The sequence below is a fragment of the Streptomyces sp. NPDC003300 genome (assembly GCF_040610915.1).
GTDB lineage: Bacteria > Actinomycetota > Actinomycetes > Streptomycetales > Streptomycetaceae > Actinacidiphila.
On the sequence record NZ_JBEXNE010000008.1, the window covers coordinates 310,212 to 332,836 of the forward strand.

Annotated in this window: 24 protein-coding genes; 4 read left to right on the plus strand and 20 right to left on the minus strand. The window is 72.3% G+C overall.

Annotated elements, in window-relative coordinates; translation table 11 throughout:
• Window positions 1-92: 92 nt before the first annotated feature.
• The 14 genes from ABZX65_RS15295 to ABZX65_RS15360 all read right to left on the minus strand — a co-directional run bounded on the left by ABZX65_RS15295 (window position 93) and on the right by ABZX65_RS15360 (window position 14,056).
• Window positions 93-845 (minus strand): sirohydrochlorin chelatase, encoded by a 753-nt coding sequence (locus ABZX65_RS15295; RefSeq protein WP_355338717.1) that lies wholly within the window; start codon window positions 843-845, stop codon window positions 93-95.
• Complete coding sequence (locus ABZX65_RS15300; RefSeq protein ID WP_355338720.1) at window positions 845-1,780, minus strand: ABC transporter permease; 936 nt, start codon at window positions 1,778-1,780, stop codon at window positions 845-847. Before ABZX65_RS15300 ends, ABZX65_RS15295 begins: the two co-directional genes overlap by 1 nt.
• A complete protein-coding gene (locus ABZX65_RS15305; RefSeq protein WP_355338723.1) occupies window positions 1,767-2,561 on the minus strand; it encodes an ABC transporter ATP-binding protein in 795 nt (264 codons plus the stop codon). The genes ABZX65_RS15300 and ABZX65_RS15305 overlap by 14 nt, the downstream gene beginning before the upstream one ends.
• A gap of 82 nt (window positions 2,562-2,643) precedes the next feature.
• Complete coding sequence (locus tag ABZX65_RS15310; RefSeq protein ID WP_355338726.1) at window positions 2,644-3,789, minus strand: aliphatic sulfonate ABC transporter substrate-binding protein; 1,146 nt, start codon at window positions 3,787-3,789, stop codon at window positions 2,644-2,646.
• Window positions 3,790-4,050: 261 nt separating this feature from the next.
• On the minus strand, window positions 4,051-5,415 hold the full coding sequence (locus tag ABZX65_RS15315; protein ID WP_355338729.1) for a GTP-binding protein: 1,365 nt from the start codon (window positions 5,413-5,415) through the stop codon (window positions 4,051-4,053).
• 2 nt (window positions 5,416-5,417) lie between these two features.
• Window positions 5,418-6,353 (minus strand): sulfate adenylyltransferase subunit CysD, encoded by a 936-nt coding sequence (gene cysD, locus ABZX65_RS15320; RefSeq protein WP_355338732.1) that lies wholly within the window; start codon window positions 6,351-6,353, stop codon window positions 5,418-5,420.
• Entirely contained in the window at window positions 6,350-6,889 is a 540-nt protein-coding gene (cysC, locus tag ABZX65_RS15325) for an adenylyl-sulfate kinase (RefSeq protein WP_355338820.1), read from the minus strand. The genes cysD and cysC overlap by 4 nt, the downstream gene beginning before the upstream one ends.
• 95 nt (window positions 6,890-6,984) lie before the next feature.
• Window positions 6,985-7,689 (minus strand): phosphoadenylyl-sulfate reductase, encoded by a 705-nt coding sequence (locus tag ABZX65_RS15330; protein ID WP_355338735.1) that lies wholly within the window; start codon window positions 7,687-7,689, stop codon window positions 6,985-6,987.
• The gene (locus ABZX65_RS15335; protein WP_355338738.1) at window positions 7,686-7,865 is read right to left on the minus strand and encodes a hypothetical protein; all 180 of its coding nucleotides are present in this window, start codon (window positions 7,863-7,865) and stop codon (window positions 7,686-7,688) included. The genes ABZX65_RS15330 and ABZX65_RS15335 overlap by 4 nt, the downstream gene beginning before the upstream one ends.
• The gene (locus ABZX65_RS15340; protein ID WP_355338741.1) at window positions 7,862-9,586 is read right to left on the minus strand and encodes a nitrite/sulfite reductase; all 1,725 of its coding nucleotides are present in this window, start codon (window positions 9,584-9,586) and stop codon (window positions 7,862-7,864) included. Before ABZX65_RS15340 ends, ABZX65_RS15335 begins: the two co-directional genes overlap by 4 nt.
• Before the next feature lie 155 nt (window positions 9,587-9,741).
• The gene (locus tag ABZX65_RS15345) at window positions 9,742-9,825 is read right to left on the minus strand and encodes a putative leader peptide (protein ID WP_355338823.1); all 84 of its coding nucleotides are present in this window, start codon (window positions 9,823-9,825) and stop codon (window positions 9,742-9,744) included.
• A 151-nt stretch (window positions 9,826-9,976) separates the two neighbouring features.
• On the minus strand, window positions 9,977-10,528 hold the full coding sequence (locus tag ABZX65_RS15350; RefSeq protein WP_355338744.1) for a GNAT family N-acetyltransferase: 552 nt from the start codon (window positions 10,526-10,528) through the stop codon (window positions 9,977-9,979).
• A 229-nt stretch (window positions 10,529-10,757) separates the two neighbouring features.
• On the minus strand, window positions 10,758-11,996 hold the full coding sequence (locus tag ABZX65_RS15355; RefSeq protein WP_355338826.1) for a GAF domain-containing protein: 1,239 nt from the start codon (window positions 11,994-11,996) through the stop codon (window positions 10,758-10,760).
• A gap of 422 nt (window positions 11,997-12,418) precedes the next feature.
• Window positions 12,419-14,056, minus strand: coding sequence for an acyl-CoA dehydrogenase family protein (locus ABZX65_RS15360; protein WP_355338747.1), 1,638 nt, complete (start codon window positions 14,054-14,056; stop codon window positions 12,419-12,421).
• A 75-nt stretch (window positions 14,057-14,131) separates the two neighbouring features.
• Here ABZX65_RS15360 and ABZX65_RS15365 point away from each other — a divergent pair, with 75 nt between their 5' ends.
• Both ABZX65_RS15365 and ABZX65_RS15370 read left to right on the plus strand, forming a co-directional pair.
• A complete protein-coding gene (locus tag ABZX65_RS15365; protein ID WP_355338750.1) occupies window positions 14,132-15,322 on the plus strand; it encodes a YihY/virulence factor BrkB family protein in 1,191 nt (396 codons plus the stop codon).
• Between the two features lie 54 nt (window positions 15,323-15,376).
• The gene (locus ABZX65_RS15370; protein ID WP_355338753.1) at window positions 15,377-16,069 is read left to right on the plus strand and encodes a helix-turn-helix domain-containing protein; all 693 of its coding nucleotides are present in this window, start codon (window positions 15,377-15,379) and stop codon (window positions 16,067-16,069) included.
• Here ABZX65_RS15370 and ABZX65_RS15375 read toward each other — a convergent pair.
• Window positions 16,044-16,460 (minus strand): VOC family protein, encoded by a 417-nt coding sequence (locus tag ABZX65_RS15375; RefSeq protein WP_355338756.1) that lies wholly within the window; start codon window positions 16,458-16,460, stop codon window positions 16,044-16,046. The genes ABZX65_RS15370 and ABZX65_RS15375 overlap by 26 nt on opposite strands.
• Window positions 16,461-16,951: 491 nt before the next feature.
• On the opposite strand from ABZX65_RS15375, the gene ABZX65_RS15380 reads away from it, so the two are divergent.
• A complete protein-coding gene (locus tag ABZX65_RS15380; RefSeq protein ID WP_355338759.1) occupies window positions 16,952-18,196 on the plus strand; it encodes a ThuA domain-containing protein in 1,245 nt (414 codons plus the stop codon).
• A gap of 190 nt (window positions 18,197-18,386) precedes the next feature.
• The gene (locus tag ABZX65_RS15385; RefSeq protein WP_355338762.1) at window positions 18,387-18,635 is read left to right on the plus strand and encodes a sigma factor; all 249 of its coding nucleotides are present in this window, start codon (window positions 18,387-18,389) and stop codon (window positions 18,633-18,635) included.
• 43 nt (window positions 18,636-18,678) lie between these two features.
• Here ABZX65_RS15385 and ABZX65_RS15390 read toward each other — a convergent pair whose 3' ends face one another.
• From ABZX65_RS15390 to ABZX65_RS15410, 5 genes are all read right to left on the minus strand, one after another.
• Window positions 18,679-19,791, minus strand: coding sequence for an ABC transporter ATP-binding protein (locus ABZX65_RS15390; RefSeq protein WP_355338765.1), 1,113 nt, complete (start codon window positions 19,789-19,791; stop codon window positions 18,679-18,681).
• Window positions 19,788-20,648 (minus strand): ABC transporter permease, encoded by an 861-nt coding sequence (locus ABZX65_RS15395; RefSeq protein ID WP_355338768.1) that lies wholly within the window; start codon window positions 20,646-20,648, stop codon window positions 19,788-19,790. Before ABZX65_RS15395 ends, ABZX65_RS15390 begins: the two co-directional genes overlap by 4 nt.
• On the minus strand, window positions 20,645-21,484 hold the full coding sequence (modA, locus tag ABZX65_RS15400) for a molybdate ABC transporter substrate-binding protein (RefSeq protein ID WP_355338771.1): 840 nt from the start codon (window positions 21,482-21,484) through the stop codon (window positions 20,645-20,647). The genes ABZX65_RS15395 and modA overlap by 4 nt, the downstream gene beginning before the upstream one ends.
• A gap of 126 nt (window positions 21,485-21,610) precedes the next feature.
• On the minus strand, window positions 21,611-22,255 hold the full coding sequence (locus ABZX65_RS15405; RefSeq protein WP_355338774.1) for a lactate utilization protein C: 645 nt from the start codon (window positions 22,253-22,255) through the stop codon (window positions 21,611-21,613).
• The coding region (locus ABZX65_RS15410) for a lactate utilisation protein LutB domain-containing protein (protein ID WP_355338777.1) at window positions 22,252-22,625 on the minus strand (374 nt) is incomplete at its 5' end. The genes ABZX65_RS15410 and ABZX65_RS15405, both read right to left, overlap by 4 nt.

The following is a 22,625-nucleotide window of genomic DNA, read 5'->3' on the forward strand; positions in this document are numbered from 1 at the left end:
GCGCCGACCCATCCGGCCTGCTGGTGACTTCCGGGAGGGCGGGCTCCCCCTCAGGGGTGGGGACAACCCCACCATGGCCGGGAAGTTGGCCCTTACACCGACACCAGTCGGCGCGCGGGCAGCAGCGCCTCGTCGTACCGGCGCAGCAGCAGTTCGGCCAGCTCCGGCGCGGCGCCGAGCACCGGCGCGAGCACGTCGGCGCCCGCCTCCCGCGCGCCGCGGGCGATCCGGTCGGGCAGGAAGCCCGGCGCGATGACGTACGGGGCCACGGCGATCCGGCGGACGCCCTCGGCGCGGAGCGCGCGTACGGCGTCCTCGGTGCGCGGCAGGGCGGCGGAGGCGAACGCGGGCCGCACGGCGCGCCATCCGGTGCGCCGCCACTCCCGCGCGATGTCGGCGATCACCGCCCTGGCCTCCGGGTCGGTGGAGCCCGCGGAGGCCAGCACCACACCGGTCGAGGCGCGGTCGCCCGGCCGCAGCCCGGCCTCCGTCAGCCGCCGCTCCAAGGTGGCGACCAGCAGCGGCGACGGGCCGAGCACGTCGGCCTGCGTGATCCGCAGCCGGGAGGGGGCGTCCCGCAGTACGGCGGGGATGTCGGCCTTGGCGTGGAAGGCGCGGGTCAGCAGCAGCGGAAGGGCGACGGTCTCCCGTACGCCCTCGGCCGCGAGCCGTTCCAGCACCTGGGGCACCGAGGGGGCGCAGAAGTCCAGGAAGCCGGTCTCGACCCGCAGACCCGGCCGCGCCGCCCTGACCCGCCGGGTCAGCGCGCGCACGGTCTCGGCGTGCCGCGGGTCGCGGGAACCGTGCGCGATGACGACCAAGGGGGGCCGGGCGGCGGGGCGCACTACTGCTGGGCCCCGGCGGTCAGGCCGCGGCTGCGCAGCACCCAGCGCTCCAGCGGGCTGAAGATGATCTGGTCGATGGCGATGCCGACGAACAGGATCAGCAGGATGCCGAGGAAGACCCCGGCCATGTCGGAACCCTCGCGCATGTTCTCCAGGTAGCGGCCGAGGCCGACGCCCAAGTCCGGTGAGGACGCGATGAGTTCGGCGGCCATCAGGGAGCGCCAGGAGAACGCCCAGCCCTGCTTGAGGCCCGCGACGTAACCGGGCAGCGCGGCGGGCAGCAGGATGAACCAGGCGCCGCGCAGGCCGGTCGCGCCGATGGTGCGGCCCGCGCGCAGGTACAGCGGCGGCACCTGGTCGATGCCGGACACCAGGCCGTTGGCGATCGACGGCACCGCGCCCAGCAGGATCACCGTGTACATCGCCGAGTCGTTGATGCCCAGCCAGATCACCGCGGCGGGCACCCACGCCACCGACGGCAGCGACTGGAGCCCGGACAGGATCGGGCCGATCGCCGCCCGGACGAACGGCACACGGGCCACCAGCAGGCCCAGCGGGGTGCCGATGGCCAGCGCGGCGACGAAGCCGAGCAGGCCGCGCTGCACGCTGGTCCAGATGATGGAGAGCAGGTCGCCCTCGTTCCACCGCTCGGACAGCGCCTGGCCGACGGCGTGCGGGCTGGGCAGCTTCGTCGGGTCGGAGAAACCGCCCCACACCGCGAGCTGCCAGACCACCAGCACCAGCAGGATCGCGGTGACCGGCGGCAGCACCTTCTTGAACAGGATCTCCCAGAAGGGCGCCCGCCGGACCTCGACGGTCTCCAGCGCGTCGAGGCCCGCTTCGAGCCCTGACAGGTCGTGCCGGTCCGCGGCGCCCGGCCCGTCCGTCTTCCCGAGCGGGACGGCGCCTTGCGCGGACGTCTCAGTGCTGGCCATGGCGGCGGATCTCCCCACGCAGTTCTTCGGTGATCTCGACGGACAGGTCCGCCACGGCCGCGTCCTCGATACGGCGCGGCTGCGGGATGTCGATGGTCCACTCACGGGCGATCCGCCCCGGCCGCGACGACATCAGCACGACCCGCTCGGCGAGCCGTACCGCCTCCCGGACGTTGTGCGTCACGAACAGCACCGACAGGTCGGTCTCGGACCAGATCCGGGTCAGCTCGTCGTGCAGCACATCGCGGGTGATGGCGTCCAGCGCCGCGAACGGCTCGTCCATCAGCAGCAGTTGGCTGTCCTGGGCGAGCGCGCGGGCCAGTGCCACGCGCTGCCGCATACCGCCGGACAGCTCGTGCACCCGCTTGCCGTACGCGCCGCCGAGCCGTACGAGGTCCAGCAGCCGCTCGGCCTCGGGGCGGCGCTCCTCACGGGGCACGCCCCGCAGCCGCAGGGCCAGTTCGATGTTCTTGCCCGCCGTCAGCCACGGGAACAGCGCGTGTTCCTGGAACATCAGGGCGGGCCGCCCGCCGGGCGCCGCGATGGCGCCCGCGGACGGCTTGTCGAGTCCGGCGACCAGATTGAGCAGGGTGGACTTGCCGCACCCCGAGGCCCCCAGGAGGCAGACGAACTCACCGGGCCGCACGTCGAGCGTGATGTCGTCCAGCACGAGTTGCCGGGCGCCGGGCCTGCCGAACGCCTTCGACACATGGTCGAGCCGCGCGGCGTACGCCTCGGGCTCCGCGGTCTGCGCGTCGGCACTGGTGAGGGTGTCGGCCATGGGTGTCACCTCCTGGGGTCCTACGGGGCGGGTGCGGTTGACGCCGCTACGGGTCGTCGGGGGGCGGGTGTCGCGGGCGGGGCTACTGAGCGCCGAGCCCCGCGGCGTCCACCGTCGGCTTGCCGTCCGCCGTGAGCACCTTGTTGAGCAGCGTCAGGTCGTACAGCCCGTTGAGCTTCGGCGCCTTGAGCAGACCGGCGTCCACGGCGTGCTGTGCCTCCTCGCCCGCGGTCTTCGCCAGCGGGTCGTCCAGCACCTGGATGGACTTCCACGCCGGGTCGAGGACGTTGGCCGGGAGCGCCTTCTGCGTCAGCTTCTTGAGCTGCTCGTTCGCGTCCGCCTTGGCCTTGTCGGGGTTGGCCGCGATCCACGCGTTGGTGTTCACCGAACCGCGCAGCACCGCCTCGACCACGTCCGGGTGCGCCTTGAGGAACTTCTGCGACACGATCACATTGGTGATCACGAACTTGTTGTCGGGCCACAGCGTGCTCTCGTCCAGCAGCACCTTCGCGCCCTCGGCGACCAGCTTCGACGCGGTGGGCTCCGGCACCCACGCGCCGTCGATGGAGCCCTGCTTGTACGCGTCGGGGGTGATCTTGTTGTCGGTGCGGACCACCGACACATCGCCCTTGCCGCTCTGCGCGTCGACCTTCCAGCCCTTGGTCTTGATCCAGTTCAGCAGCGCCACGTCCTGGGTGTTGCCGAGCTGCGGGGTGGCGATCTTCTTGCCCTTGACGTCGTCCAGCGTCTTGATCTTGTCGGGGTTGACGACGAGCTTCACACCGCCGGACGCCGAACCCGAGATGATCTTCAGGCTGGCGCCGTTCGACTTGGTGTAGCCGTTGATCGCGGGGGAGGGGCCGATCCAGCCGATGTCGATGGAACCGGCGTTGAGCGCCTCGATCTCCTCGGGGCCCGCGTTGAAGGTCAGTTCCTTGACCGTGGTGGCGCCCAGTTCCTTCTGGAAGATGCCTTCCTTGAGGCCGACCAGCGGGGTGGCGTGCGTCAGGTTCGGGAAGTAGCCGATCTTGACCTGGTCGGCGGAGAGCTTCTTCGCGTCGGCCCCGGCACTGGCGGCCGGCGCGGTCGTCGCGTCACTCGACTTGTCGTCGTTGGAGCCGTAGCCGCAGGCGGCGAGAGCGCCGAACAGGATCGGCAGGGCGGCGGCCGCGGCGGTGAGTCTGCGGCGGCGGAGGGCGCGGGATACGGGACGGGACTGGGCAGACACGTGGGTGTCCTCTCGTAAGGCCCGGCGTGTCGCGCTCGTGGTCAGGGCGCGGCCGGAAGTTCGTCAGGTCTTCGAAAGCGGTGCAACGGGGGCCGCTGTGCGCGGCGCTGGGGTACGGCGGCGGTCACGGCGTGCCCGTGGTCCGCGGCCGGGCGCGTCAGCCCACACATCGTGCGACCCCGCCCGTACCCGCGCCGAGCGAGCCGCTGCCGACGCGGCCGCCCTCCTTCGCGAAACCCGAGAAGGCATCCTGAGTCATCGTCAGAAGTCCCAACCCTCGTCGTCGGCCGCGCCATCCGCGGCCGGATCCGTCTTCTCCGCGAACGCCTCGCCCGCCATGCCCGCGGTCAGCGTCGTACCGTCCGCCGGGTCGATCAGCAGGAAGGAACCGGTCAGCCGGGAGTCCGCGTACGCGTCCACCGGCAGCGGCTCCGCGGTGCGCAGCAGCACCGCTCCGATGTCGTTGACCTCCAGTTCGGCGGGCTCGTTGTCGTGCGCGAGACCGTGCGAGAGGTCGATCCGGTACGGCAGGCCCTTGACGATCGCCTTCACCGTCCGGGTGGTGTGCTTGAGCAGCACGCGGTCGCCGATCCGCAGCGGACGCTCGTGCAGATGGCACACCGTGGCCCTGATGTCCTGGGTGATCGCGGGCGCCGTCGCGGTCGGCGCGATCATGTCGCCGCGCGAGATGTCCAGGTCGTCGGCGAGCAGCACCGTCACCGACTGCGGCGCCCACGCGGTGTCGACGGCCTCACCGAGCGCGTCGATCCCGGAGATCGTGGTGGTACGGCCCGACGGCAGCACGGTCACCGCGTCGCCGACGCGCAGTAGCCCCGAGACGATCTGGCCCGCGTAACCGCGGTAGTCCGGGTGCTCCGCGGTCTGCGGCCTGATCACGTACTGCACGGGGAACCGCGCGGGGCAGCCGGTCAGGTCGTGGCTGACCGGGACCGTCTCCAGGTGCTCCAGGACGGTCGGGCCGCCGTACCAGTCCATGTGCGCGGACGGCTCGACGACATTGTCACCGGCCAGCGCGGAGATCGGGATCGCGGTGATCTCCGGGACGCCCAGCGAGGCCGCGTAGGAGGTGAACTCCTCGGCGATGGCGGCGAACACGGGCTCCGCGTAGTCCACCAGGTCCATCTTGTTGACCGCGAGCACCACGTGCGGGACGCGCAGCAGGGCCGCGACGGCCGCGTGCCGCCGGGTCTGCTCGATCACGCCGTTGCGGGCGTCGACCAGCACCACGGCCAGCTCCGCCGTCGAGGCGCCGGTGACCATGTTGCGGGTGTACTGCACATGGCCCGGGGTGTCGGCGAGGATGAACCGCCGCCGCGCGGTGGCGAAGTAGCGGTAGGCGACGTCGATGGTGATGCCCTGCTCGCGCTCGGCCCGCAGGCCGTCGGTGAGCAGCGCCAGGTCCGGGGCCTCCTGGCCGCGGCCGAGCGACGCCCGCTCGACCGCCTCCAGTTGGTCGGTGAGCACCGACTTGGAGTCGTGCAGCAGCCGCCCCACCAGCGTGGACTTGCCGTCGTCGACGGAGCCCGCGGTGGCGAAGCGCAGCAGCGTGGTGGCCGACAACTGCTCGGCGGTGAGGGGGTTGGTGGGACCCGTGGTGGCGGTCATGGTTAGAAGTACCCCTCGCGCTTGCGGTCTTCCATCGCGGCTTCCGACATCTTGTCGTCGGCGCGGGTCGCGCCCCGCTCGGTCAGCCGGGAGGCGGCGATCTCGGTGATCACCGCGTCGAGCGTGGTGGCCGCGGAGTCGACGGCGCCCGTGCAGGACATGTCGCCGACCGTGCGGTAGCGCACCTGGCGGGTCTCCACCGGCTCACCGGCCTTCGGGCCGCCCCACTCGCCCGCGGTCAGCCACATCCCCGACCGGTTGAACACCTCGCGCTCGTGCGCGAAGTAGATCTCGGGCAGCGCGATCTTCTCGCGGGCGATGTACTGCCACACGTCCAGCTCGGTCCAGTTGGACAGCGGGAAGACCCGTACGTGCTCGCCCGGCGCGTGCTTGCCGTTGTAGAGCTGCCACAGCTCGGGGCGCTGGCGGCGCGGATTCCACTGCGAGAACTCGTCGCGCAGCGAGAACACCCGCTCCTTGGCCCGCGCCTTCTCCTCGTCGCGCCGACCGCCGCCGAACACCGCGTCGAAGCGGTGCTCCCTGATGGCCTCGGTCAGCGGCACCGTCTGGAGCGGGTTGCGGGTGCCGTCGGGGCGCTCGCGCAGCCGCCCGTCGTCGATGTACTCCTGCACCATCGCGACATGCAGCCGAAGGCCGTGCTCGGCGACCGTACGGTCCCGGAACTCCAGCACCTCGGGGAAGTTGTGCCCGGTGTCCACGTGCAGCAGCGAGAACGGCACCGCCGCGGGCGCGAACGCCTTCAGCGCCAGGTGCAGCATGACGATCGAGTCCTTGCCGCCGGAGAAGAGGATCACCGGCCGCTCGAACTCGCCCGCCACCTCCCGGAAGATGTGCACGGCCTCGGACTCCAGCGCGTCCAGGTGCGAGAGGGCGTACGGGCTGTCCGTGCTTCCGGAGTGCGCGACGGCGGCGGTCATATGGTGAGCCCCTTCTCGACAAGCAGCGCGTGCAGTACGGAAGCCGACTCCTCGACCGTGCGGCCCTGGGTCTCGATCCGCAGATCGGGGTCGGCCGGGATCTCGTACGGGTCGTCCACGCCGGTCAGGCCGGTCAGTTCACCCGCGGCCTGCTTGGCGTACAGGCCCTTGACGTCACGCACCGAGCAGACCTCGACCGGTGTCGCGACATGCACCTCGACATAGCCGGTGCCCTGCTGCTGGTGGCGCTTGCGGACGGCCTCGCGGCTGTCGGCGTACGGCGCGATGACCGGGACGAGCGCCAACACGCCGTGCGAGGCGAGGAGTTCGGCGACGAAGCCGATGCGCTGCACATTGGTGTGCCGGTCCTCGCGGCTGAAGCCGAGGCCCGCGGAGAGGAATTCGCGGATCTCGTCGCCGTCGAGCACCTCGACCCGGCGGCCCTGCGCGCGCAGCCGCTCGGCGAGTGCGTGGGCGATGGTGGTCTTGCCCGCGCTCGGCAGACCGGTGAGCCAGACGGTGGCGCCGGTGGTCATCCCCAACTCCTGACTGGTCGTCACTGCCTCGGTCGTCACCGCGCCGGTCCGCGTGGGGCCGGCCTTCGTGGCACCGGTCCCCGTCCGACCGGCCGTCACAGGTGGATCCCGCACTCGGTCTTGCCCAGGCCCGCCCAGCGGCCGGCGCGGGCGTCCTCGCCCTCCAGCACCCGGCGGGTGCACGGCGCGCAGCCCACCGAGGCGTAACCGTCCGTCAGCAGCGGGTTGGTGAGGACCCCGTGCTCGGCGACGTACGCCTCCACGTCGTCCTGCGTCCAGCGGGCGATCGGCGCGATCTTGACCTTCCGCCGCTTGGCGTCCCAGGACACCACCGGGGTGTTGGCCCGGGTCGGCGACTCGTCGCGGCGCAGGCCCGTCGCCCACGCCTCGTAGCCGCGCAGGCCCTCCTCCAGCGGAGCGACCTTGCGCAGCGCGCAGCACCGGTCGGGGTCGCGGTCGTGCAGCTTCGGCCCGTACTCGGCGTCCTGCTCGGCGACGGTCTGCCGCGGGCTGATCGTGATGACGTTGACGTCCATCACGGCCGCGACCGCGTCCCGCGTGCCGATGGTCTCGGGGAAGTGGTAGCCGGTGTCGAGGAAGACCACGTCCACGCCGGGCAGCGCCCGCGAGGCGAGGTGCGCGACCACGGCGTCCTCCATCGAGGACGTGACGCAGAACCGCGGCCCGAAGGTGTCGGCGGCCCAGCGCAGCACGTCGAGCGCGGACGCCTCCTCCAGGTCGCGGCCCGCCTGCTCGGCCAGGGTGCGCAAGTCCTCGGCGGTGTGCTGTGCGGTGGTCACGAGGCGCCTCCATGCGGGGAGTTGGCGGTCGTTCCCCTGGACAGCAGCCCGAGGAACTTCAGCGTGAATGCGCGATTGCAGGCGTGGCATTCCCACGCGCCGTGGCCTTCCTCGGACGGACGCAGGTCCTCGTCCCCGCAGTAGGGGCAGTAGAACGGCGCGGCCCGCTCGCTCATGACAGCTCCTCAGCGGAGGCGCGCGCCGCCCACTGCGCGAAGCGCTCGCCGTCGGTGCGACCGGCCTGGAAGCGGGTCAGCACCCGCTCCACGTAGTCCGGCAGCTCCGCCGAAGTGACCTTCAGACCGCGGACCTTGCGGCCGAAGCCCGCCTCCAGGCCGAGGCTGCCGCCCAGGTGCACCTGGAAGCCCTCGACCTGCTCGCCGTCGGCGTCGGTGACGAGCTGTCCCTTGAGACCGATGTCCGCGACCTGGATACGGGCGCAGGAGTTGGGGCAGCCGTTGATGTTGATGGTGACCGGCTCGTCGAAGTCCGGCAGCCGCCGCTCCAGTTCGTCGATGAGCGAGGCGCCGCGCGCCTTGGTCTCCACGATGGCGAGTTTGCAGAACTCGATTCCGGTGCAGGCCATGGTGCCGCGCCGGAAGGGCGACGGCGTGGCCTGGAGGTCCAGCGACTCCAGACCCGCGACCAGCGACTCGACCCGGGACTCCTCGACGTCCAGGACGAGCATCTTCTGGTCGACGGTGGTCCGCAGCCGGTCGGAGCCGTGCTCGGCGGCCAGTTCGGAGATCTTCGTCAGCGTCGCGCCGTCGATCCGGCCGACCCGCGAGGCGAAGCCGACGTAGAAGCGGCCGTCCCGCTGCCGGTGCACGCCGATGTGGTCGCGCCACTGCCGCACCGGCTGGTCGGGCGCCGGACCGTCGGTCAGCTCGCGCTTGAGGTAGTCGTCCTGGAGCACCTGGCGGAACTTCTCCGGACCCCAGTCGGCGACCAGGAACTTCAGCCGGGCGCGGGCGCGCAGCCGCCGGTAGCCGTAGTCGCGGAAGATGCCGATGACGCCCGCCCACACCTCGGGCACCTCGTCCAGCGGCACCCAGGCGCCCAGCCGCACACCGAGCTTGGGGTTGGTGGACAGCCCGCCGCCGACCCACAGGTCGAAGCCGGGGCCGTGCTCCGGGTGCCGGACGCCGACGAAGGCGATGTCGTTGATCTCGTGCGCCACGTCCAGCAGCGGCGAGCCGGAGACCGCGGTCTTGAACTTCCGCGGCAGGTTGGAGAATTCCTTGCTGCCGATGTAGCGGTCGTGGATCTCGTCGATCGCGGTGGTGCCGTCGATGATCTCGTCCTCGGCGATGCCCGCGACGGGCGAGCCGAGGATGACGCGGGGCGTGTCGCCGCACGCCTCCATGGTGGACAGGCCGACCGCCTCCAGGCGGCGCCAGATCTCCGGTACGTCCTCGATCCGGATCCAGTGGTACTGGATGTTCTGCCGGTCGGTGAGGTCGGCGGTGCCGCGGGCGAACTCCTGCGAGATCTCGCCGATCACCCGGAGCTGGGCCACGGTCAGCCGGCCGCCGTCGATCCTGACCCGCATCATGAAGAACTCGTCGTCCAGCTCCTCCGGCTCCAGGATGGCGGTCCTGCCGCCGTCGATCCCGGGGCGGCGCTGCGTGTACAGCCCGTACCAGCGCATCCGGCCGCGCAGGTCGGCGCCGTCGATGGACTGGAATCCGGCCTTGGAGTAGATCGTCTCAATGCGTGTCCGCACATTGAGACCGTCGTCGTCCTTCTTGGTCTGCTCGTTGCCGTTGAGCGGCGTGAAGTGCCCCATGGCCCACTGGCCCTCACCGCGGTGCCGTCCGGCCTTGCGGCGCGACGCGGCAGCCCCGGCGGCGGCGTCTCCGGCCGGAGTCTGGGGCAGGTCAGGGGTGGAAGCCATGGCGATGCGTCCTTCGGGCAGGCTCGAATACGGTCGATTACGCGCGGGAGCACCCTATGGCCTGGGAAAACGCAGGGCTGTGAAACACAGCGGGGCGGCCGGGGACTCCCGGGCATCCACGACGACGGGGATGGCGGGGAGCGGAGCTAAGTCGGTCAGACCGCCGGACAGATGGCGCTGGACACGCGGCAGAAGTCGACGTGCGGCCGACCTACCAAGGCGATTCCAGTGCGTGACATGACGAAAGCGTGGCACGCGGGTCTCCGGAGAGTCCACCGCCATCCATTATGTGGACCAGATAATCTCACCAGGTGAGAAACTGTGGCGTCGGTCACGCCCCGCCCGGCGCGACCGGCGCGCGGACGGTCACGCGCCCGGCGGAGTGGGCGGTCACGCGCCCGGCGGAGTGGACGGGGAAGCGGCGACCGTCGTGTCGAACACCCGGAAGCCGCGCCGCCGGTAGTTGTCCAGCGCGTACGGCCCGTCCAGCGAGCAGGTGTGCACCCACACCCGCTCGGTCGGTTCCCTTCCCTCCCAGCGGTCGCCCAGGTCCCAGGCCCGCTCGGTGCCGAAGGACAGCAGATGGCCGCCGAGACCGCGGCCCCTGGAGTCCGGCAGCAGCCCGAAGTAGACGATCTCCACCACGCCCGCGTCCTGCGCCCCCAGCTCCACATAACCCGCGGGGGTGCCGTGTTCGTACGCCACCCACACCTCGGTGCCGGGCCGCGCCAGATGCGCCCGCCACTGCTCTGGCGGCCACGGCAGCCGGTCCCGCCACGCGCAGTCCGCGCCGACCGCCGTATACAGAAAGCGCCCGAATTCGGCCGACGGGACCTGCGACCGCACGATCCGGACACCCGACGCCTCGGGCGGCACGGCCGCGGCCCGCAGCTCGTCGGGCGAGGTCAGTTCGAGGGACCAGGTGGTCACGGGCGTACTCATGCGGCCCACCCTAGGCGGTGCGGCCCGGCGCCCCGGGCCCGCCCCGGACGCCGCGACCGGGCACCCGGTGGCCGGATCTCGCCCCCGGCCCGCGCCCGTACCGCGCTCCGCGCGCCCCCACCGCGCGGACACGTCCTCTTGACGGCCGCGCCGCCGACTCGTTTCGATGGTCATCACGCGAATGCGGCCGGACACGTACGGTGACCGGCCGTGCCCGGCGGCCGTACGGTCAGCGGCGCGCGGCCAGCACCGCGGGCGCGAGCGAGTGCGGGAGGAGGTCCAACGGGTGGTGCGGACGGATGAGTTCGACATTCACCCCGTCGGCGAAGCGGTACGGCCGGTGCGCCAGCACGCCCGCCAGATTCCGCCGCAGCCGGGACAGCTCCGCGCGCACCGTCACCGTACGGCTCGGATCGCCGAACAGATCGGCGGCCAGCTCGGCCGCGGTCCTGCCGCCGCGGTGCACCGCGAGCACGAACAGCAGCTCCGCGTGGCGCGGACTGAGCTGCTGCGCCCAGCTCCCGGCCGCGCCGCTCACCGTCACCATCCAGTTGCGCGGACGGCTCACGTCCAGCACCACCTGGCTCGCGCCCGACGCCCGCTCGCGGCTGCCCAGCCGTACCAGCCAGCCGCCCGGCAGCGGCTCCACCGAGCACAGGCCGAGCGAGGGCAGCCACATCTGCCCGGCGCTGACGGCCGCGGGCAGTTGCAGCCGGTCCGGCGGCGCCATCCCGGCCACCGCCGCCACCCAGCCGTTGGGGTCGACGGCCAGCGCCTGGCCCTCCATCCGGGCCAGCAGCGGCGCGGCCACCGACCGCAGCCGCTCGACCGCCGCCCAGTGCCTGGCCCGCAGTTCGCCCTCGGCGACCCTGGCCACCGCGGAGACCAGCGACAGATTCGCCGGGTGCGCGGTGGAGGCGGGACCGGTCACATTCACCACGCCCAGCAGCCGTCCGTCGCGCGGATCGTGCAGCGGGGCCGCGGCGCAGGTCCAGCCGTGCAGATTGCGCACGTAGTGCTCGGCCGAGTGCACCTGGAGGGGGGTGCCCGTCACCAGCGCCGTGCCGATCGCGTTCGTGCCGACCGCGTCCTCGGCCCAGCTCGCGCCCTCGGCGAAGCCCAGCCGGTCCGCGAGGGACTTGCGGGACGCGAGGCTGCCGTCGCGCCACAGCACCCGGCCCTCCGGGTCGGTGACGATCATGATGTGCCCGGCCACGTCCGCGACCGCGTGCAGACCGTCCCGCAGCAGCGGCAGCAGAGCGCCGAGCGGGGTGGACTGCCGCCGGTACTCCAGCTCGTCGGTGCCCAGCAGCCCGTCATTGCGACCGGTGTCCGGGTCCAGGCCCCGGCTCAGGGCGCGTGTCCATGACTCGCCGATCACCGGCCGCGGCGGCTTCGGCGGTACATCACCCGCAAGAGTGGCTTCCCGGACCGAGGCCAGCAGGTGCGCGGACGCGCGGGCGTCCATCGCGTCCCTCCGGCCGACCTGGATCGGAAAGTGTGTCACGTCGCCCCCGCCCTGCGTGCTCTCCGTCTTCCACTGCCCATGGTGCCGCCGTACGGGCCCGGCCGTCGCGATTTCCCTCCCCTCCGCCGGAGGTCCCCGCACGGCCTGACGACATGTGCAACGGGCTGCAACCATTGCGAGCGTACGCGACTTCGACGGAGAGTGACGCGGCGTCACCGGCGCGCGGCAGCCCCCCGCCCGCGCTGCCGGGACGGTCGGCCTGACGGCCCAACAGACCGGGGGTGGTGCCGAGTCGGCGCGGCGCCACCCTCCGTGGGCGCGGCGGCGGAAACCTTTCTGCTCCCCCTTCGGGGGGCGAGCGGAGGGACAGCCGCTGCCGCGCCGTTTTCCGTTCCGCCGCGACGGGACTTCGCGGACGCGCCCTAGGACTGGACCGGGCGGGCGCGGTCGACGATCGAGGACAGGTCCAGGGTGTGGGGGAGGGTGCCGAAGGTGGCGCCCCAGTCGTGGCCGAGGCGGGAGGCGCAGAAGGCGTCGGCGACCTCGGGGGGCGCGAAGCGGACCAGGAGGGTGCCCTGGAGGACCAGCGCCATGCGCTCGACGATGCGGCGGGCGCGGGTCTCGACACCGTCGAGGTCCGCGAGTTCGCCGAGGAGGTCCTTGACGGCGCCGTCGAGGCGGTGGTCGGCCCCGCGGGCCAGCCCCAGCTCGGCCAGGAAGGCGTTGAGGGCCAGCGGCTCCCGCTGGAGGACGCGCAGCACGTCGAGGGCCTGGACGTTCCCCGAGCCCTCCCACACCGAGTTCAGCGGCGACTCGCGGAAGATCCGCGGCATGCCGGACTCCTCCACGTAGCCGTTGCCGCCCAGGCACTCCAGCGCCTCGGCCGCGACGACCGGACAGCGCTTGGTGACCCAGAACTTGGTGACGGCCACCGCCAGCCGCCGGAAGTGCCGCTCCTGCTCGGTGTCCGCGTCGCAGGCCGCCGCCAGCCGCAGCGCCGTGGTCGTCGCGGCCTCCGACTCCAGCGCGAGGTCCGCCAGCACGTTGCGCATCAGCGGCTTGTCGGCAAGCGGCCCGCCGAAGGCGCTGCGGTACGTGGCGTGGTGCACGGCCTGCGCCACCGCCTGCCGCATGAGGGCGGCCGAGCCCAGCGCGCAGTCGAGACGGGTCGCCGCGACCATCTCGATGATGGTGGCCACGCCGCGCCCCTCGTCGCCGACCCGCCGCGCCCACGTACCGCTGAACTCCACCTCCGAGGAGGCGTTGGAGCGGTTGCCGAGCTTGTCCTTCAGCCGCTGGATCGCGAAGACGTTGCGGGTGCCGTCCGGCAGCACGCGCGGCAGCAGGAAGCAGGTCAGCCCTCCCGGCGCCTGCGCCAGGACGAGGAAGCCGTCCGACATCGGCGCGGAGCAGAACCACTTGTGCCCGGTCAGCGCGTACGCGCCGTCCTCCGCCAGCGGCTCGGCGTGCGTGGTGTTGGCCCGTACGTCGGAGCCGCCCTGCTTCTCCGTCATGCCCATTCCGAACAGCGCGCCCGGCTTCTCGCCGGCCGCGACCAGTTGCGGATCGTAGACCCGCGACCCGAGCCGCGGCTCCCACTCGGCGGCCAGCGCCGGGTCGGTGCGCAGTGCGGGCACCGCCGCGTGCGTCATCGACACCGGACAGCCGTGCCCGGCGTCGACCTGCGACCAGACCAGGAACCCGGCGGCCCGCCTGAGGTGCCCGTCGGGCCGCGACCAGGCGTCGGTGAGACCGGCGGTGACCGCGTGCCCGAGCAGCCGGTGGTACGAGGGGTGGAAGTCCACCTCGTCGATCCGGTTGCCGTAGCGGTCGTGGGTGCGCAGCACGGGCGAGTACGTGTTCGCCTCCTCGCCCCAGCGCTGTGCCTGGGCGGATCCCGCGGCCTTGCCCAGCTCGCTCAACTCGTCCGTGATCTCCGTGAGCCCGGCCGGATCGGCGTGGCGGGCCACGGCCTCCACGAGGGCGCTGTCGGTGCTGTACACGTCATGGCCGACCAGCGGCGGAGCCTGATTGGTCACCGTGTGAGTGAGGGTGCTCATGGCAGCTAACGTAAGGGGGTGCAAGCAGCCGAAGAAAGAGGCCATCGTCGCCCGAGCAGGTGGCGCCGGGCTCGGGTGGTGTACCGCAACGTCTCCAAGCGCAAGGTCGCTTGGCTGCTGCTGAAGGACACCGTCAACTCCTGCATGGAGTACCGGGTGACCGGCCTCGCCGCCGAGGCGGCCTTCTTCGTCCTGCTGTCGCTGCCGCCGCTGCTGCTCGGCCTGGTCGGCGCCCTCGGCTACGTCGACACCGTCATCGGCCTCGACACCATCGACCACATCCGGCACAACATCCTCACGGCGTCCTCCACCGTGCTCTCCGACAAGGGCGTCAACCAGCTCGTCAAACCCCTGGTCGACGACGTCTTCCACGGCCGCCGCCCGGACCTGATCTCGCTCGGCTTCCTGATCGCCCTGTGGTCGGGCTCCCGCGCGGTCAACGTCTTCGTGGACACCATCACCATCATGTACGGCCTGGAGGGCCGCCGCGGCATCGTCAAGACCCGGCTGATGTCGCTGGTGCTGTACGTCGTCGCGCTGATACTGGGCGCCGCCGTACTGCCGCTGGTCGTCGCGGGACCCGACGCGGTGGTCGACGTGCTGCCGGGCGGCGAGGGCGCGGTCGCGGTGCTGTACTGGCCCGCCGTCCTGCTCGCCACGATCGCCTTCCTCACCACGCTCTACCACGTGTCGGTGCCGGTGCGCTCCGCCTGGTACGAGGACGTGCCCGGCGCGCTGATCGCGCTGCTGATGTGGGTGGTCGGCAGCTTCGTCCTGCGGATCTACCTCACCCACACCGTCGAGGGACCGACGATCTACGGTTCGCTGGCCGCGCCGGTCGCCGTCCTGCTGTGGATCGGCGTGTCCGCCTTCGCCGTCCTGGTCGGCGCGGCCGTCAACGCGGCCGTGGACCGGGTGTGGCCGTCGCTGGCCACCGCCGCGGCCCGCGAGGAGAACGCCAGGCTGCGGGAGGCCGCGGCGGCCGAGGTCGTCGCGCAGGCCGCCGCCCGCAGGGCCGCGTACGCAGGGGACGAGGACGGCGACCCCGACGACGACCCGCCCGCCGAATACCCCGAGCGGTGGGCGGAATTCCTGCCGCACGCCGATGTGCGGTCCCGGCTGCGCCGCCGCCCCGACGTACCGCCGATGGCTCCGGCGCCCCCGCCCGCCCGGCACTCGGCCCCGCACCGCTCGGCCTCCCGGCCCGCGCCTCCGCCGCCCGCCGCGCCCCCGCCGCCGATGCCGCCCTTTCCGCCGGAGCTGTGACGCGCGGCTCGGCTCGGCGGGACCGGCGGCCGGGTCGCGGTGCACCATGGAGGCATGTACGAGGAACGTGCCGCCGCGGTGCCGGGCGTCACCGTGTGGACCCGTGAGAACGGCGGCGGGTCCTACCGCGTGCTGCCCGACGGCTGCATGGACCTGATCTGGTACGACGGCGGTCTGCTGGTCGCGGGCCCCGACACCCGCGCGTTCGTCGCCGACGACCCGCCGGGCGGCTCGTACGCGGGGCTGCGGTTCGCGCCGGGGCTCGGCCCGCTGGTGCTGGGAGTGCCGGCCCGCGAGCTGCGCGACCGCAGGGTGCCGCTGGACGCGCTGTGGCCCGCGGCGCGCGCCGGACGGCTGGCGGACCGGCTGGGCGGCCGGGACGCCGCGGCCGTCCTCGACGCCTGGGCGGTGACGCGGCTCCGTGCGGCGGGGCCCGTCGATCCCCTCCCGGGCGGCGTCGCCAGGGCGCTGGCCGCAGGCCGCCCGGTGGGCGCGATCGCGGCCGGGACGGGCCTGGGGGAGCGGCAGTTGCGCCGCCGCTGCGAGGCCGCGTTCGGCTACGGGCCCAAGACGCTCGGCCGGGTGCTGCGGCTGCAAAGGGCGCTGGAGCTGGCCCGCGGGGGCACCGCGTTCGCGCAGGTCGCGGCGGTCGCGGGCTACGCCGACCAGGCTCATCTCGCGCGCGAGGTCAAGTCGCTCGCGGGCGTGCCGCTCGGGCGGCTCATCCAGCCGACGGCTCCGGCATAGCGGCGAAGAGGTCGACGGTGTTGCCGTCCGGGTCGTACACGGCGGCGTAGCGCTGGCCCCAGAAGGCGTCCCACGGCTTGAGGTGGCCCGTGTGCCCGGCCCCGGTCAGCTCGGCGTAGGCCGCGTCCACGCCCTCGGGGGCGCCGCAGTCGAAGGCCAGCGACATCCGGGAGCCGGTGGCGGGCGACCAGTCGGGGTCGAAGGAGCGGACGGTCTCCACGGTGTCCCAGGCCAGCCGCAGACCGCCGGGGAGCGTGACCTCGACGTGCGGCTCCGCGTCCGCCGCCGCGGGCAGCTCGATGCCCAGGCGCCGGTAGAAGGCGAGCGAGGCGGCCATGTCCGCGACGACGAGGCCGATCAGATCGATACGGGGCGTGAGGGGTGCGTTCATGCCGGTCACGCTAGGCGGGCCGGGCGCCGGGTGTCTTGAACGAAACGGACACCCGGCGCCCGACCTGCGACCCCCCGGCCCCCACCGGGGTTGTGAGCGTCGCCGCGGTCGCGCACCGTGCTCCGCGGGCGACGCGGTCCGAAGGATGCGATGAGGCCGATGGGGACTGATGAAGGCCGTTGGGGTCGGATGAGGCCGATGGGGTCGGACGGGGCCCGACGGGGAGGAGTACGGGCCAGTGGTAAGGGGGAGGTATGCGGTGGTGCGTGGAAGGAAAGCTTCTTGTCCGTTGGTTCGGAAGGATCGCCCCACCGGGCCGCCGCGTCAAGGGCTGGGTCAAGGAAGTGAACGAAAAACAACTCACCCGCCGGTCAACGCTGTTACTAGGTCAAGGATTCGACCGCGAGTCATTGACATGAACATAGTCTGGACCTTTCAATCGCGGTACAGGCGCACGTCCCCCACCGTCGCGCACAAGGAAGGTCCCCCACATGATCAGATCCCGCACACAAATACCCTGGTCGCGCACCCTGTTGAGGCTGTTCGCGCTGTTCGCCGTGGTGCTCGGGGTACAGGCGGGGCCCGCGCACACCGCGCAGGCCGCCGACTTCAAGGTGATCGCCTTCTACGACGGCACGTACGACGCCGCCCACATCAACTTCGTCCACGAAGCGAACGCGTGGTTCCCGCAGCACGCGGCGCAGTACGGCTTCTCGTACACCTCGACCAACGACTGGAGCCAGCTCAACACCGCCAACCTGGCCCAGTACCAGGTGGTCATGTTCCTCGACAACGCCCCGCAGACCGCGGCCCAGCAGAGCGCGTTCCAGACGTACATGAACAACGGCGGCGGCTGGATCGGCTTCCATGTCGCGGCCTACAACGACGCGTCGTCCAACGGCTGGTCCTGGTACCACCAGACCTTCCTCGGCACCGGCACCTTCAAGTCCAACACCTGGGGGCCGACCGCCGAGACGCTGAAGATCGAGGACCCGAACCACCCGGCCACCGCGGGCCTGCCCGGCACGATCGCCTCGTCCGTCAGCGAGTGGTATAGCTGGCAGAACGACCTGCGGCAGAACCCGAACATCGACATCCTGGCCTCGATGGACCAGTCGACGTTCCCGATCGGGACCGACCCCAACCAGACCTGGTACAGCGGCTATTACCCGATCGTGTGGACCAACAAGAACTACAAGATGGTCTACAACAACTTCGGGCACAACGCGATGAACTACGACACCAACACCGCGCTGTCGTCCACCTTCGCCAGCGCCCAGCAGAACCAGTTGCTGATCCAGGAGATCCGCTGGGCGGCGGGCCAGAGCGGCCCGGTCACCCCGCCGCAGGGCGGCCCGACCGGCGCCATCCACGGCTACGGCGGCAAGTGCGTGGACATCGCGGGCGCCAGCAGCACCAACGGCGCGGCCGTACAGCTCTACGACTGCAACGGCACCAGCGCCCAGACCTGGGCGGTCGGTTCCGACGGCACGCTCAAGGCCCTCGGCAAGTGCATGGACGTCACCTCGGCGGGCACGGCCAACGGCACCAAGGTGCAGCTCTACGACTGCAACGGCAGCGCCGCCCAGAAGTGGACGCGCAGCGGGAGCACGCTGGTGAACGCCGGGTCGGGCAAGTGCCTGGACGCGACGGGCCCCAGCAGCGCCAACGGCACCCGGCTCCAGATCTGGACCTGCGGCACGGGCGCCAACCAGCAGTGGACGCTGCCGAGTTGATCCCCCGGCCGGGCTGATCTCCGCGGCCGGCCGACACCCGAGCGGAGCCGGGCCACGGCCCGGCTCCGTACTCGTACGCCCCACGCCCACCTGAGGCCACACCCACCCCGGATGAACGCGGCGCGCGCCGGTCGCGTATTACTCCCACAGGGGTTGCGGCGTGCGCCGCCCCCGGGGGAGGGGACGACCGGTGACACCGGAAGAACGCGAAACCGGGCAGCACACCGAGCACTACGAGATGCTGGTGTCGTTCGCCCTCGGCCACGTGCGCGACCGCGCGCAGGCCGAGGACGTGGCCCACGAGACGCTGCTGCGCGCCTGGCTGCACCTCGGCCGGATCGAGCCGGGCAGCGCCACCGTCCGCGCCTATCTGCTGACCATCGCCCGCAATCTGCTGGCCGTGACACCGGGGGCCGGCTCGCCGCCGAACTCCCGCTGAGGGCCGCCGCGTCGGTACCGCTGAGCCCCGCCGCCCGGCCGGCTCACGCGGGATAGGCGTGCGTCTGGGCCGCCTTGACCGTCGCCCACACCTGCGCGCCCTCGTGCAGGCCCAGTTCGGCCACGGACACCGCCGTCAGGTCGGCGGTCAGCGGCAGGTCGTCGGCGCTTCCGGTGAGGGCGACACGGATCTGGTCGCCGTGCGACTCCAGGCCGCAGATCCTGGCCCGCCAGGTGTTGCGCGCGCTGGAGTCCGGCCGGTCGGTGGAGAGCGTGACCGCGCTCGGCGGGAAGGCCACGAAGGCGGGCCCCGTCAGCTCCTCCGTGGCGGTCACGGTCAGCTCCGGACCGAGCCGGACCGTATGCCCCTCGGCCTCGCCCCGGTAGAGGTTGAGCCCGACCAGCCGCGCGATGTAGTCCGTACGCGGACGGCGGGCGATCTCCGCGGGCGTGCCCTCCTGCACCACCCGCCCGTGCTCGATCACCACCAGCCGGTCGGCCAGCACCATCGCGTCCAGCGGGTCGTGCGTCACCAGCACCGCCACCGCCTCGAACGCGGCCAGATGGCGGCGCAGCTCCGCCCGTACGTCCAGCCGCGCGCGGGCGTCCAGCGCCGCCAGCGGCTCGTCGAGCAGCAGCAGCCGCGGCCCGGTCGCCAACGCCCTGGCCAGCGCCACGCGTTGGGCCTGCCCGCCGGACAGCCGCCGCGGCTTGACGCCCGCGTGGTCCGCGAGCCCCATCCGGTCCAGCAGATCCGCCGCCCGCGCCCGCGCGTCCGCCTTGGACGCGCCGTGGCAGCGCGGCCCGAAGGCGACGTTGTCCAGCGCGGTCAGATGCGGGAAGAGCAGATAGTCCTGGAAGATCACTCCGACCGGCCGGTCCTCGGCCGGCACCCGCCGCCGTACCGCCGGTTCCTCCAGCGTCCGCCCGTCGAGCCGCAGATGGCCGCCGGACAGCGGGGCGAGACCGGCCAGCGTACGCAGCACGGTGGTCTTGCCCGCGCCGTTCGGACCGAGCAGCGCCAGCACCTCGCCGGGCGGCACCGACAGCCGTACGTCCAGCCGGAAGGTGCCGCGGTCCAGGACGAGACGCGCGTCGAGGCCGTCGGCGTCCTCGGCGCCCCGCACGTCGGGCCCGTCCCCCTTGTCGAGTCTCATGACGCGGCCGTCCAGCGTTCGCGCAGCCCGGCGAGGACCGCGACGGAGACCGCGAGCAGGACGAGGCTGAGCGCGATGGCGGCGGCCGGATCGTCCTGGAGCGCCAGATACACCGCCAGCGGCATCGTCTGCGTACGGCCGGGGAAACTGCCCGCGAAGGTGATGGTCGCGCCGAACTCGCCCAGCGCCCTGGCCCAGGCCAGCACCGCGCCCGCCGCGACACCCGGTGCGATCATCGGCAGGGTGACCCGGCGGAAGGCGGTGAACCGCGAGGCGCCCAGCGTCGCCGCCGCCTCCTCGAACCGCGTGTCGGCCGCCCGCAGCGTCCCCTCGACGGTGATCACCAGGAACGGCATCGCCACGAACGTCTCCGCCACCACCACACCGGCCGTCGTGAACGGCAGCGTGACGCCGAACGCCGAGTCGAGCCAGCGCCCCACCACACCGTTGCGCCCCAGCGCCAGCAGCAGCGCCACACCGCCGACCACCGGCGGCAGCACCAGCGGCAGCGTCACCAGCGAGCGCACCAGACCGCGGCCGGGAAACGTCGTACGGGCCAGCAGCCAGGCCAGCGGCACCCCGAACACCAGCGACACGGCGGTCGCCGTGGTCGCGGTCTCCAACGACAGCCGCAGCGCCGTCCACACCTCGGAACTGGTGAGCTGCGACGGCAGGCTCCGCCACGGCGCCCGGATCAGCAGCGCCAGCAGCGGCAGCAGCAGAAAGACGAGCGCGATCAGCGCGGGCAGCAGCAACGGCAGCGGGACACCGCCGCGGCTGCGCACGAAGCGGCGCCGCGGCCGGTGCCCGGGAAGTCCCGGACCGGCCGCGGCGCCCCACCGCTCCCGACCGGTCACGGGTTGAGGAAGCCCGCCCCGGTGAGCACCTTCTGGCCCTCGGCGGACCGCACCAGCGCGATGAACGCCTGCGCGGCCGTCCCGTTGGGCGCGTTCTTCAGCTCCACGATCGGGTACGTGTTGATCGCCTTCGCCGACTCGGGGAAGTCCACGCCCTGCACCTTGCCGCCCGCGGCCTTCACGTCGGTCTTGTAGACCACCGCCGCGTCGACCTCCTTCAGCTCCACCTTCGTCAGCGCGGCCTTCACGTCCTGCTCGTAGCTGACCGGCGTCAGCTTCAGCCCGCTGTCGGTCAGCGCCGTCTGCGCGGCGGCCCCGCACGGCACCGTCTTCGCGCACAGCGCGACCTTGAGGCCGGACTTCGTCAGGTCCTTCAGCGACGCGATCTTGTCCGGGTTGCCGGGCAGCGTCGCGATCTCCAACTGGTTGCGCACGAAGGGGGCGGGAGTGCCCGCCGCGTCCTTGGCGTCGGTGACGATCTTCATCGTCTTCGTACTGGCCGCCGCGAAGACGTCAGCGGGCGCGCCCGAGGTGATGCTGGCCGCGAGCACGTCGCTGCCGCCGAAGTTGAACGTCACCTTCGTGCCGGGGTACGCGGCCTCGAACTGCTTGCCGAGCGTCGTGAAGGACTCCTTCAGCGACGCCGCCGCGAACACGGTCACGGAACCGGTGACCTTCGGCGTGGTCGCCGACGCGGAAGCGGAGGACGAGGCGGAGGGGGACGAGGACGAGGCGTCGGAACCCTTGTCCGAGGACGAGCAGGCAGTGAGCGCCAGCAGTACGGCGGCGCCGCCGACGGCCGCCACCATGCCGCGGCGCCGTTCGGTACGGATCATCACAGGAACTCTCTCTCTGCCGCGCACCAGGTCATTGTGACGATCATAGTGACGCATCTGCGAGGGATAAGTCTCCTGGCGCATTGCATAAGCCGCATGATCCAGCTGTCCGCCTCGTTTGTGCGATCACACAACCATGATGACGTCCAGGGTGCGGGGGCCGTGGACGCCTTCGACGCGGTCGAGTTCGATGTCGCTGGTGGCGGAGGGGCCTGAGATCCAGGTCTGGGGCCGGGTGGGGTCCAGGCGGGGGAGGGCCTGGGGGACCGAGGCGACGATCTGCGCGGGGGTGATGACGCAGATGTGGTGGTCGGGGACGAGGGTGATCCGGCGGCGGCCCTGGTCGGGGGAGGTGTCGAGCACGATGGTGCCGGTCTCGGCGATGGCCAGGGCGCAGCCGGTGATCACGGTGTCGATCGCGTCGAGGTCGTAGGTGGTCTGCTCGGGCCGGTCGGTGTGCCGCTCGGTGTCGGGGCCGATCGCGTCGAGCCAGTGCGCGGGCAGGCCCTGCGGGGTGACGACGCTGCGGCTGCCGTGCTCGGCGATCAGGCGGGCGACGGTCGCGGGCAGTCCGGTCTCGTCCGTGTGGTGGACGTGGGCCCGGTAGTCGGTGAGGTTCTCCGCGAGGAGGGTCGCGGTTTCCTGCGGGGTGCGGTCGGCGTGGGTGTGCAGGTAGTCCCTGGTGAGGGGGGTGTCGTGCGGGCGGTCGTCGCGGGGGACGTCCGCGAGGGCGTTGCGGATGCGGGTGAGGACGGTGTCGCGGGAGGTCACTGGCCGTTCTCCTTGGTCTGGGGGTGGTTGGCTGGTTGGTTTTTCTGCCACCAGTCGCGGAAGGTCTGTGGGGGGAGGGTGGGGAGGTCGCGGGTGGCGGTCCAGGCTTTGGCGGGTCCGGGGAGCCGTTGGGGGTGGAGACGGCGGGTGCGGGTGGCGAGGCGCTGGCCCTGGCGCATGAGGGCGGGGTGGTCGAGTGTCCAGCGGGCGGCGCGCATGGTGGCGCGTTCGGCGGCGTGGCCTTTGGCGGGTTTGATGGTGACGCGTTGGCCGTTGTGGGTGGTGGTGGCGCCCTGGGCGACGCGTTCGCGGAGGTGGACGAGGACTTGGGGGATGTTGATGGCGACGGGGCAGACGTCGTAGCAGGCGC